We start from the raw sequence: 12,060 nt of genomic DNA on the forward strand, positions 1-12,060 counted from the left end.
AGTCTGTCCGATCTCCTCTCCTCGGATCGCGTCACGTCACCCGCTGACTCGGACGCATCTGACGAGAAGCTGTACTTTCCGAGGATGCCCAGCATAACACAGAAAGACCTCTTCCCCTGTATGTAGCCCTCGAATCCGACAGTTAGGGGCACGAAGACGCCCCCTACTACGTAGTCGGGTATCTGGGTCAACACGACGACTGCGACGTAGACAGCCGAAGCCACGAACCCGAGTACAGCGACCGTGTACCTCTTCCTCCTCTCGTACTCGCCTATGTTGCAGTATCCCGGGCTGTACTCCTCGTGCCCGCCTTCTCTGTCTGTCTCCGCCATACTTACCAGACGAACCTCACGTACAAATAAGTACTCCGAGGACGAAAGCTGTCTGGAGATGCCGACGAAAGACCGTTTCAGCCTCTCCGAGATCAGACAGGCTGCCTACTGTCCACGTCAGTTCTACTTCGACCTCCGTCTCGACAGCCACGACGACTTGACCCTAAGCCCCGTCTACTTCGTACTCAAGGAGATAGCATACAGATACGGTGACTTCATCGAAGATCCACGTCGAGCTACCGAGAAAGCCGTCGACCTCGCGGAGTACGACTACGGCGCTGAGATCCCCTCAGACATCCTAGACTCCGAGGGGATAGACGTAGAGGAGGTTCGGTCTCGACTCAGACAGACAAGAACCGACTCCGGTTTCTGGGATGAGATCGAGTCGCCTCGCCACGAGGAGACGTACATAGACGCTGGCTCTGAGACACAGATACACGGCACTCTCGACAAGGTAGTCTCCGTCGACGGCAGCCTCAGACCCTCAGTCGTAAAGACCGGCACACCTCCCAGAAACGGTGTCTGGGAGCCACAGAGGGTCGAAGCCACAGCCGCGGCACGTCTCGTAGAGTCGGAGTTCGGGCAAGACGTCGGGACTGCGTACGTCGAGTATCCGAGACACGGGGTAGTGCGCGAGACGACCGTCAGCCGGCGTTACGAGAGACGTCTCGACTCGGTCTTAGACAGTCTCAGAGAGGCAGTCGACGGAGAGGCTCCTTCGAAGACCTCGAACACCAACCGATGCGAGCCCTGTGACTACTCGTCGAAATGTTCGCGTAAGACCTCTCTCCTATCACGTCTCAGGTCGAAGCTGCCTTCCGTTTAGACATTCGACTCTATCCAGTCCTCGACTTCGTCACACATCGCCCCCTCACGTACTATCCCCCAGTCGCGCGTGTCGACGACAGTGCTTCCGAGTTCGTACTTCGCCCTACCTCCGTCGACTGCGGCGTCGACTCTTTCGAGAATCCTCGGGTCGACGTCCTCAAAGCCGGCTGCCGAGGGCTCCCCCGATATGTTCGCGCTCGTGCTGGTTATAGGACCGAACTCGTCTACTATTTCGAGCGCGACGTCGTGGTCAGGTATCCTTATGCCGACGACCTCGGAGCCCGCTGTGACAACGTCCGGTATTGTGTCGGTCTTCGGAACCAGAACTGTCACAGGTCCCGGGAGGAGATCCTCGATCATACTCACCGCGCCGTCGCTCGGAGTCGTGTACTCCCTGACCGTCTCAGTGTCTCCGAAGGCGACCGAAACCGGCTTCGAACGTCGACGCTCCTTTATCTCGAATACCCTCTCTACTGCGTCCGAACTCAGGGCGTCGGCTCCGAGACCGTAGACCGTCTCGGTGGGATAGAGAACCACGCCGCCGTCACGCAGGACTTCGACTGCTTCTTCTGTCCCAGACATCTCTACAGTACATTACATGTCGACATCTACTTCGAGACCCTCTGTAGCCTCCTGAAGACCGTCCTCTGTCGCTGACGACGTGATCCTCTCGGATATCTCGCGGTCTTCGAGTAGGTTCTTGAACCTGTCCTGGTACTTATGGTTCGCGCGGTCTGACTCGTTTTCCGCCTCTATGACGTGGACGTACGAACGAACCGTGCTCTTGCTCACGTCGAGTTCGTCAGCCATCTCCGCAGTCGTCAGGTCGCCGTCGACGAGCTGACGTAGCTCATCTATCTCAAACGGCGGGTCGAAGTCCGACTCTCGGAAGAGATGGAGCTTCACACGTGTACGCGCGACGGTCTTGTTTAGCTTCTCGTCACCGAGCTCGCGCGCTATCTCGGTGTCGGTGTAGCCGTCGTGGTAGAGACGCACGAGTTCGACGAGGTCTTGGGTGTCGAGCTTCGTGTCGATGCCGTACCTGTCGAGCATCTCCTCGACGGTGCTTTCTATCTCCTCGTTGATCTCCTCCTCGTCCTTGAGTGTGCCGTGTGACTCCTTCTTCTCCTCGGTAACTGTGGACTCGTCGGTCACTTCCACGAAGAGGTCTCTGAGCTTCTCTGTCTTGTCGGGTGTTTTATCTGACTCTGACATGATTGATCCTTTAACCGTAACCGGAGACTCCTTATGCCTCGGTCATATTTAAACCTGCGGGTTGGCTCTCCCCTCGGGATATAGGTTGATTTATTGGTAAGGAAAGTCTGACTCGTAGTATGACGGTAGCAGTGCTCACAGGTGTTCCCGGAGTCGGAGCAACCACCGTAGCAGAGAGGAGTCTTGAGCTTCTGGAGGACAGGGAAGTCGAGTACGAGATAGTCTCTTTCGGGACTCAGATGCTCGAGACGGCTAAGGACGAGGGTCTCGTCGAGAACAGGGACGAACTCAGGAAGCTCCCGAGTGACCAGCAGAAGGAGATACAGGCACAGGCTGGAGAGCGCATAGCCGAGATGGCTGAGGACTCGAACGTTCTCGTCGACACACACTGTGCTATAAAGACCCCCGAGGGATACCTCCCGGGTCTTCCCGAGTGGGTTCTCGAAGGACTTCAGCCCGACACGATAGCCCTCATAGAGACCGACCCCGAGGAGATCCTCTTCAGAAGGATAGACGACGAGACACGTGACAGGGACTTCGAGAGGACGGGAGAGATAGACACACACCAGAACATGAACAGATCGGCGGCTATGAGCTACGCCACGCTCACAGGCGCGACAGTCAAGATAGTCAAGAACCCCGACGGCGGAGTCGACGAAGCGGCTGAGAACCTCGCCGACACGCTCGAGTAATTCGGATCAGCTTTCTACTGGGATCTAATACTCAACGCTTTTCGCACAACGGCATACGTGTGTCATACGTTGGACTTATGGGACGTGAAGGTATAGAGTAGATGAGATGTCACGCTCCGGCTCTAACTCTGACACCGAGGCGAAGATAGACGAACTCGAAAAGGCGGTTGAGTCACTCGCGAGAGAGATGGTAGATGTCAAAGAACGTCTCAACGAGATGGAGGAGTCCGACAAGGCGGAGATAGACCGTGAGGAGATAGGCGTCTCCGCCGACGAAGACGACGACGGGGGCGACGACATATACGTGGCTTGACGCCGATGCACATAAAAGAGATTAGAGTAGACGGCTTCAAGTCGTTCGGGAGACCCACTACTGTCCCGTTCTACGAGGGCTTCACGACTATAAGCGGACCCAACGGGAGCGGTAAGAGTAACCTCATCGACAGCATACTCTTTGCCCTCGGACTCGCACGTACGAGAGGCATGAGGGCGGAGCGTCTCCCTGACCTCCTCTACGACCCTCCCGAGGGAGACTCGGCGCGAGAGGCGAGCGTCGAGGTCGTCTTAGACAACTCCGAGAGGACACTCCAGCCCGACGAGATACGTACTGCGGCGGGGGAAGTGGGCGACCCCGACGAGGTCGTGATCAAGAGACGCATAAAGAGAACCGAGAACGACTACTACTCCTACTACTACATTAACGGAAGGTCGTGTAACCTCTCCGACATACAGGAACTCCTCGCCAACGCCGGAATCACCCCTGAGGGATACAACGTCGTGATGCAGGGTGATGTCACGGAGATAATACAGATGTCCTCGACAGAGAGACGGCGCATAGTCGAGGAGGCTGCGGGAACCGCCGAGTTCGACGAGAAGAAGGACGAGGCGCGCGGCGAACTCGACACAGTAGACGAGAGGGTCGAGAGGGTCGATCTGATACTCGACGAGATAGAAGAGAGGCTCGATTCACTCAAGGACGAGAGGGACAAAGCTCTCGAATACCGTGAACTCAGGGAGGAGAAGCAGGAGAAAGAGGGGCTTCTCTCTGTGGCGAGACTCCGCCAACTCGAGGACGAGATCGAAGAGTTGGAGGACGAGATTGCCGACGAGAAGGAGATGAAGGAGGAGTTAGACGACGACCTCGAAGAAGCCGAATCTCTCGTCGACGAGTTACGTGACGAGGTCGAGGAAGTCGAGGACGAGATACGTCAGAAGGGTGAGGACGAACGTCTCAAACTCAAGTCGGAGATAGAGGAGATAAAGGGCAAGATATCGGGTAAGCGGGACAGGATAGAGAACGCCGAGGAGAGTCTCGACGAGTACGAGAAAGAGAAGAGACAGGCTTTTGTCGAGATAGACAAGGCGAAGGAGGAGATAGAAGACCTCGAATCCGAGATACGTGAGACGAAGGTCGAGAAGTCGAGCCTCAAGTCCGACCTCGCCTCGAAGGAGTCCGACCTCGAAGACGTCGAGGAACGCATAGACGAGGCGGAGGGCGAGTACGCCGATGTCCGTGATTCACTTGAGGAGCACAAGCACGAGGTCGAGAGACTGCGTGACGAGAAGAACGACCTCATGCGTGAGAAAGACCGTCTCCTCGACGACGCAAGACGGAGGTCGCGCGAGGAGGAGGATCTCGAAGACGAGATTACTCAGACCCGGAACGAGATACAGGAGGTCGAGGACGAGATAGACGAGATCTCTGACTCACTCGAAAACGAGAGACACAACCTCGAAGAGCTGAGGGGCGTCAAACAGGATCTCCGTTCCGAGAGGGACGAACTCAGGAGAGATCTCGACGACATCGAGGAGTCTCTGAGGTCGAAACAGGAGGAGTTCGCCCAGGAACAGGCGCGCCAGGGCTCCAACGGAAGCAGCTACTCTAAGGCGGTCAGCACCGTACTCAACTCCGACATAGACGGCGTCCACGGCACTATAGCAGACCTCGGGAGTGTCTCACAGAAGTACGCCACAGCCGTCGAGACAGCCGCGGGAGGCAGGATGGCTCACGTCGTGGTCGACGACGACGGAGTGGGTCAGAAGGCGATAGAGTACCTCAAGAGACGTAACGCGGGACGTGCGACCTTCCTTCCCATCTCAGAGATGAACACTCGGTCTCTCTCATCGAGACCCTTATCGAAGGACGGCGTCGTCGACTACGCCTACAGCCTCGTCGAGTTCGACGAAGTCTACTCGTCTGTCTTCTCTTACGTCCTGGGAGACACACTCGTAGTCGAGGAGATGGAGACTGCGAGGGAGATGATGGGAAGCTACCGTATGGTGACACTCGACGGCGACCTCGTCGAGAAAAGCGGTGCTATGACGGGAGGCTCGAAGAAGGGATCACGTTACTCATTCGGCTCAAAGGGAACACTCGAGAAGCTCGCAGACAGGATCGAGGAGTTAGAGTCGGAGCGTGCGTCTCTAAAGGACGAGATATCGTCTGTAGAGGAACGTATCGAGGACGTCGACAGCCGTATTTCCTCGTCCGAGTCGTCGGTCGAGAGATACGAGAGACGTCTCGAAGACCTCGAGGAGAGACGCGGAGACCTCGAAGACAGCCTCGAAGACGCCCGTGAGAGACTCGACGGCTTAGAGGACACCAAGTCGGAGAAACGCGAGAGGATGGAGGAGATAGACTCACGTATAGACGGCTTCGACGACGAGATTCAGTCCCACGAGTCGCGCATAGAGGAGCTTCAGGAAGAGCTCGCCGACTCCGAGATATCCGATCTCTCCGAGAGAGCCGACCAACTCAGGGACGAGATTGCCGAGATAGAGGACAGGCTACGTGACGTCGACGCCGACCTCAACGAACTCGAACTCGAAAAGGGATACAGAACCGACAGGATAGACGAGTTAGAGGAGAAGATAGAGAGTCTCGACGAGAGCCGTGACGAGAAGGAGTCGCTGATACGTGACCTGAGAGACGAGATAGACGAGCTTGAGGACGAACGCCACGAGAAGGAAAGCCGTATACAGGAGATAGAGGACGAGATAGGCGAGCTACGTCAGACCCTCGAAAGCCTCGAAGACGACCTCGACGAAGCAGTCGAGGAGCGCGACGGGATACGTAGGAAGATCAACGAGGTGGACGAGCGGATAGAGACTCTCAGAACTGAGAAGTCATCACTTGAAGACGAGGCGGACGAACTTGAAGACGAGGTCGACCTCGAAGGCTACGAAGACGACGACATACCGAGCTACTCCGAAATACGGTCGTCAATAGACGAGATAGAGTCCCAGATGGAGGATCTGGAGCCCGTCAACATGCTCGCGATAGACGAGTACGACGAGGTTCGTGAGAGGAAAGACGACCTCACGACCCGGAAGGAGACACTCGAAGACGAGAGGGACGAGATACTCGACAGGATCGATACCTACGACGAACTCAAACACGACAAGTTCAGGGAGGCTTTCGATGAGATAAACTCCGAGTTCGAGGAGGTCTTCAGACGTCTCTCCGACGGAACCGGGGAGCTCGTCCTAGAGGAGCCCGACGAACCTTTCGAGGGAGGCATGACGATAGAGGCAAAGCCCTCCGACAAGCCCGTCAAACGTCTGGAGTCGATGAGTGGGGGCGAGAGATCACTCACGGCTCTCTCGTTCATATTCGCAGTACAGCGGTACACTCCTGCGCCCTTCTACGCCTTTGACGAGGTCGACATGTTCCTCGACGCTCCGAACGCCGACAGGGTAGCCGAGATGATAGACGACATCTCCGACGACACACAGTTCATAGTCGTGAGCCTCAGGACACAGATGGTAGAGAAGGCAGAACGAACCGTCGGGGTCACGATGGAGGGAGACAACGTCTCAAGAGTCACTGGAGTCCGTCTCAACGACGACAGTCAGAATGAAGAGGAAACAGCCCCAGAAGCCGACTGAGACCGACACCGACGGCGAAGGAGACGCCGAGACGTCACAAGACGCGATAGACGAGCCCGTAGACGTCCTCGTGAACCTCGCCGAGGAGGGTGAGATAGATCCGTGGGACATCGACATACCCCGTGTCACCGACAAGTTCCTCGAAAGGATCGACTCCAGCGACCTCATACGAACCGGGAAGGCTCTCCTCTATGCGAGTGTCTTACTCCGTATGAAGAGCGACTACGTCGTCGACGCCGAGGACGAAGACGAGGACGAGGAGAGTCACGACGACGGCGACGAAGAGCCCGCTCTCTTCCACGTAGACTCCTCACACGACGAGAGCGGCTCAGTACCGGGGAACGGGAACGACCCTGTCGACAGCCTCGAAGCCGAGATGGAGAGACGTCTCGAACGGAAGACTACGAGGAGGAACGCACATCCCGAGACACTCGACGAGCTAGTACGTGAGCTGAGGGAGAGGGAGAGGAAACGCGTCTGGAAACAGAGACGTGAGTACGACACTACGTCGCCGTCGTCATCCGCGGCGTACTCGGCTCCCGTGTCATCCGGCGCGCGACCGCGTGAGCCCGGGACGACTCAGGACGCAGTCGAGACAGCACACGAGGACGACATAGAGGATGAGATAGAGAGAGTCTCCGAACGCCTCGCTACCGAGTTCGAGAGACGTGACGAGGTTCTCTTCCGTGAACTCATCGCGGGCGTAAGCTCGAAGTCGAAAGCCATCAACACGTACCTCAGCCTCCTATTCCTCTCCTCACGTGGCGAGGTCAGTCTCGAACAGGACGAGTTCTACGGAGACCTCTGGGTGAAAGACATCGACTGATTTTCACTGGGTTCTGCTGACAGTCTCCTCGAAGGGCTGTACGACGACGAAGCCCGAGCTTCCCTCGAAAGCCATCTGGTAGGTCTCACCCGACGACTGTCCGACAGCGTCGCTCAGGCTCCTGTCTGTGTCTATGCTCGGGGACAGGTTATCGCTCCATGCTACGGTAGCGTCGGGGTCGGTGTTCACCGGCGGCGTCAGAACCAGAGGCTCGCCGTGTGTAGTTATGGCTACGGTTCCCGGTCCCGAGAGGTAGACGTTCGTGAGACCCGCCGCCGACGCGCCGCCGACGCTTCCGATTGTACCTATCTCGTACTCGACTGAGTCCTCGAACGCGAGAACGTCGTTTCCGTTTACTGAGATTGCCTCGTCGGAGTCGAGAGAGAGCGTCTGTATCTTCTTCCCCTGGTCTGCGACGTAGACATGACCCTGTCCCTCGACCTTCATCACCGGCGTTCCCTCGCTCGTGGCTGCCTCCTTCAGGAAACCCGTTATTCCTCCCTCGGCAGACGACTTGCCCGTGAACGACAGGTCTCCCTCGTATGCGACCATAGCTCCGGCTTTCGTCATCACACTCCCGTCGACTTCTATGTCGAGAACCTTCTTGTTCTCAAGCTCGAACTCATCCTCGGTCTCAGTTGTCGAGTTCGACTCGACGAAGCTCTCTAGCTCCATACTTCCCAGTAGGACTCATCGTATAACCAACTTCTGTTAGATCTACCACCACTCGTCAGATGTGGTAATCGATAGGTTTATTATAAACCCGGCTCTAAGTATGGATGTACCAAGTGGCACAGGGCTACTTGATCCCCCAATTCCCCCTAATCCTTTCCGTATTCGCAGTATCATAAACCGTCTCTTATCTCTGAGAGGCGGATCTCTCCCAGGAACGCGAAGTCGAAGCCGACTCTGTGGAGTATTACGAGGTTGACTCCCACGAGGGCTACGGGTATCCAGTTCGAGTAGTAGACGTTGACAGATCCCCAGAGTATCTGGAAGCTAACGAAGTCGTCTAGCATGAAGTCGGTCTCTGAGAGCCTCCGACGTACGCCGTCTGTGTCGAGAGACGTCTCTATCAGAAGAGCCGCGACCGAGCCGCTCAGGAGCCATCCGGCGTAGTTCGAGAGAGGAACACCGTAGAATACGCCCTCGGAGTACTTCCAGACGCCGAGTGAGACAGCCGCGGGGTCGAGGACTCCGTCGATGGCGACGACGAGGGCTACCGTGGCTACGAGTCTGGCGCGGCGTCTCAGACCTAAGAGGAGACTGACCAGATACGCGTTCACGACGAGAGGTATGAAGAAGACTGGCAGAGCCACGGGGAGCCCTCCGAATACGGGACCCAGACTCACGATGTACTCGAAGCTTCCGTACGGGAACCCGGTTCTGAGACCCACGAACTCTACGGCGTAGGTATATACCGTGAGTGCCCCGAGACCGCCTACTGCCTTCCTGTCGATGAGGGGCTCCAAGCCCGAGACGAGGGGAAGTCTCATCACGAGGGTACCGAGGAGTATCAATAGGGGATTGAACCGGAGTACTTCGGGAAGAAGTCCCTCAGCCGATCCCACGAAGGCTAAGGCTCCCATCACGGGAAACACGACCGAGATGACGAACCTGTTCTCCGAGACTACCTCTTCGAGCCTATACATCGGGTAGTCGGAGTAGACCCGCGAGGGTTAAAACCATTCCCACGAGGCTGTTTATGTAAGGGTAGTACCAGTATGCCTCCGAGTCGGTGAGGTTCGAGACGTAGAAAGCCGTGGAGAGTACGGGGTAGACGAGGATCACCCCTCCGAGACGCGAGTTCCAGACGCCGACGGTTACAGCCGACAGAAGCCAGACAGCCGTACAGTAGACGTAGGTTCGGCGTCTCCCGAGAAAGGTCGCGGTCGTCCGTATACCCGCACGTCTGTCGGGCTGTATGTCGGGTATCGCCGAGAAGGTGTGCATAGCCATAGTCCAGAGCCATCCCCCGGCGACGGTCAGAGCGGGGGGATACTCTCCCGCGACGGCGACGTGGCTCACGACGAACGGGAGTATGTAGAGACCGTTCGACAACGAGTCGAGGAAGGGCTTCGTCTTGAACCTCAGAGGCGGTGCGCTGTAACCCACGCTCAGGAAGACGAAGGCTGCCATAACGGGAGATCCGAGAGCCACCGTGAGACCGACTGTTACGAGGAGCGACACACCCACGACTGCGTCGACCCATCTCGACCGTCTGTATACCGACTCCTTGGCTTCTTTCTTCGGGTTCTCCTCATCTATCCCCCTGTCGAAGTAGTCGTTGACACCGTAGAGCATCACGTTCGCGGGTATCAGGAAGTAAAGGACGAGGAAAGCCGGCGTCGGACTGAGGAGGTCGTCTACCGAGTTTCCACCTAAGACGGCACCGAGAACCGCGGGACCCGCGAGATAGAGCCAGAAACGAGGACGCGAGAGCCTGAGAAGGTACCTGAGACCGTCGAATACGTTCCCGGATTCCAGTCCCATTCGGGTCACCCGATGTCGTTCTCGACCTTCTCGGCTACGTGTTCTCCGCTTATGAGACACATCGGCATCCCTATTCCCGGGTTGGTGTACTGACCGACGTAGTAGAGACCCTCCATCTTCTTCGATCTCTGCTTGGGTCTCAGAACCGATGTCTGCCTGAGGGTGTGGGCTATTCCGAGTGCGGTACCGTTGTAGCTGTTGTACCTACTCTGAAACTCCTCGCCCGCGAAGATCCTCTCGTACTCTATGCTGTCTCTGAGTTCGACGCCGGTGTTCTCCTCTATGTCGTCTATGACCGCGTCACGGAACCCCTGCCTCTCGTCGTCTGTCAGGCTGAGTTCGGCGGCTATCGGGACGAGGACGAATATCGCCGACTTGCCCTCGGGCGCGACGGTGTCGTCGGTACGTGTCGGGTTACAGATATAGTAGGCGGGATTCTCGGGAAGAGACGGATCGCCGAATATCGACTCGAAATGCGGATTCCAGTTCTCGGGAAGCACGAGAGAGTGGTGTTCGAGTTCGGGAAGCTCCTTATCGACTCCCAGGTAGACCAGAAAAGCCGACGGCGCGTAAGTCCTTGAGTCCCAGTAGTCGGAGTCGTGGGTCGTGTACTCGTCGGGTAGAAGCTGTGTCTCAGTGTGGGCGTAGTCGGCGTTCGAGACGACGGCGTCACAGTCTATACTTCGGTCTTCGGTATCGACTACGACCTGACCGTCTGAACGGTCTATCGTGGTTACCTCCTCTCCGAGAGAGAAATCGACTCCCTCCTCCTCGGCGAGCTCTCTCAGAGCCTCCATCACCGAGTAGATGCCTCCCTCGGGGTAGTAGACACCCATGTTGAAGTCGACGTGGCTCATGAGGCTGTAGAGAGCCGGAGTGTTGTAAGGTGCTCCGCCGAGGAAGACGAGCGTGTACTGGGTAATCTGCTGTAGCTTCGGGTTCTCGAAGTACTCCTCGACGTGATCCTGCATCTTCTTGAGAAGACTGATACCCCGTGCGTTCCGAAGGACGTCGAGAGAGAGGTAGTCACGTATCCTGTTTCTGTCCTCTAGGACGAACTCGTTCATTCCTATCTCGTAGGTCTCCTCTGACTTCTCAAGGTATCTCCTGAATGCCTCTCCGGCTCCTTCCTCGTAGCTCTCGAAGAGTCTCGCCGCCTCGTCGGGACTCGCTGGAACGTCGACCCGGTCGCCGTCCTTGAAGAATATTCGGTAGTTGGGGTCGAGCCTGTTGAGACTGTAGTACTCCTCCGTCTCACGTCCGAACTTACCGAAGAACCTGTCGAAGACGTCGGGCATCAGGTACCACGACGGTCCCATGTCGAACCTGAAGCCGTCCTCCTCGAAGACAGACGCTCTGCCGCCGACAGAGGCGTTTTTCTCGACCAACTCGACCCTGTATCCCTTCTTCGACAGGAAAGCCGACGCCGAGAGACCGCCTATGCCACCACCCACAACCACAACGTCCGCATCGCTTTCTCTACTCCCGTCTTCGGTCGCCATGCTGTGTATTCGGGAGTCGAATTTAAAAAGCTACTGTGGGCGAACCTACAGATCGACCCGATCGCAGCCTCCGAGTTTCGAGGTATACCACCTAAGTCAGCGAGGGAGTCCCGTCACAAGATCTCCGATCTTGTTGGCACGTCAGACGAAGTCTGACGACCGGGCGGGAATCGCGTAAGCTCCAAGAATCACACAACAACCAACATCCCGACCCACTCCCCAAGTTTTTAGGCTCTGGTGAATCACTAGACTGCGTTGGATTAAGCCACTAATGTAAAGGAGAT

General features: G+C 56.9%; 12 protein-coding genes. 5 read left to right on the plus strand and 7 right to left on the minus strand.

Features of this window, described 5'->3' with window-relative positions; all coding sequences use genetic code 11:
- Positions 1-332, minus strand: a 332-nt coding sequence (locus SV253_06865; GenBank protein MDY6775782.1) for a hypothetical protein, incomplete at its 3' end; no start/stop codon positions are given.
- A gap of 58 nt (positions 333-390) precedes the next feature.
- Here SV253_06865 and SV253_06870 point away from each other — a divergent pair.
- Positions 391-1,158 carry a Dna2/Cas4 domain-containing protein gene (locus tag SV253_06870; protein MDY6775783.1) on the plus strand — a complete coding sequence of 256 codons (768 nt, stop codon included), beginning with the start codon at positions 391-393 and terminating at the stop codon, positions 1,156-1,158.
- Here the strand turns inward: SV253_06870 and SV253_06875 are convergent.
- A complete protein-coding gene (locus SV253_06875) occupies positions 1,155-1,742 on the minus strand; it encodes an L-threonylcarbamoyladenylate synthase (GenBank protein ID MDY6775784.1) in 588 nt (195 codons plus the stop codon). The genes SV253_06870 and SV253_06875 overlap by 4 nt on opposite strands.
- 12 nt (positions 1,743-1,754) lie before the next feature.
- The gene (locus tag SV253_06880; GenBank protein ID MDY6775785.1) at positions 1,755-2,375 is read right to left on the minus strand and encodes an HTH domain-containing protein; all 621 of its coding nucleotides are present in this window, start codon (positions 2,373-2,375) and stop codon (positions 1,755-1,757) included.
- A 119-nt stretch (positions 2,376-2,494) separates the two neighbouring features.
- On the opposite strand from SV253_06880, the gene SV253_06885 reads away from it, so the two are divergent.
- The 4 genes from SV253_06885 (at position 2,495) to SV253_06900 (ending at position 7,781) form a co-directional block, all read left to right on the plus strand.
- Positions 2,495-3,067: an adenylate kinase gene (locus tag SV253_06885; protein MDY6775786.1), complete on the plus strand. Its 573-nt coding sequence runs from the start codon at positions 2,495-2,497 to the stop codon at positions 3,065-3,067.
- Positions 3,068-3,173: 106 nt separating this feature from the next.
- Entirely contained in the window at positions 3,174-3,380 is a 207-nt protein-coding gene (locus SV253_06890) for a hypothetical protein (protein ID MDY6775787.1), read from the plus strand.
- Positions 3,381-3,385: 5 nt separating this feature from the next.
- Positions 3,386-6,955 carry a chromosome segregation protein SMC gene (gene smc / locus SV253_06895; protein MDY6775788.1) on the plus strand — a complete coding sequence of 1,190 codons (3,570 nt, stop codon included), beginning with the start codon at positions 3,386-3,388 and terminating at the stop codon, positions 6,953-6,955.
- Complete coding sequence (locus SV253_06900; protein MDY6775789.1) at positions 6,924-7,781, plus strand: ScpA family protein; 858 nt, start codon at positions 6,924-6,926, stop codon at positions 7,779-7,781. The genes smc and SV253_06900 overlap by 32 nt, the downstream gene beginning before the upstream one ends.
- A gap of 3 nt (positions 7,782-7,784) precedes the next feature.
- Here the strand turns inward: SV253_06900 and SV253_06905 are convergent, their stop codons facing one another.
- The 4 genes from SV253_06905 to crtI all read right to left on the minus strand — a co-directional run bounded on the left by SV253_06905 (position 7,785) and on the right by crtI (position 11,776).
- Positions 7,785-8,456 (minus strand): AIM24 family protein, encoded by a 672-nt coding sequence (locus SV253_06905; GenBank protein MDY6775790.1) that lies wholly within the window; start codon positions 8,454-8,456, stop codon positions 7,785-7,787.
- Positions 8,457-8,626: 170 nt separating this feature from the next.
- Positions 8,627-9,433: a bisanhydrobacterioruberin hydratase gene (cruF, locus tag SV253_06910; protein ID MDY6775791.1), complete on the minus strand. Its 807-nt coding sequence runs from the start codon at positions 9,431-9,433 to the stop codon at positions 8,627-8,629.
- Positions 9,426-10,274, minus strand: a complete 849-nt coding sequence (locus SV253_06915; GenBank protein MDY6775792.1) for a prenyltransferase — start codon at positions 10,272-10,274, stop codon at positions 9,426-9,428. The genes cruF and SV253_06915 overlap by 8 nt, the downstream gene beginning before the upstream one ends.
- A gap of 5 nt (positions 10,275-10,279) precedes the next feature.
- Complete coding sequence (gene crtI / locus SV253_06920; GenBank protein MDY6775793.1) at positions 10,280-11,776, minus strand: phytoene desaturase family protein; 1,497 nt, start codon at positions 11,774-11,776, stop codon at positions 10,280-10,282.
- Positions 11,777-12,060 lie beyond the last annotated feature (284 nt).

It is taken from the genome of Candidatus Afararchaeum irisae, assembly GCA_034190545.1.
In the GTDB taxonomy this organism is placed as follows: domain Archaea; phylum Halobacteriota; class Halobacteria; order Halobacteriales; family Afararchaeaceae; genus Afararchaeum; species Afararchaeum irisae.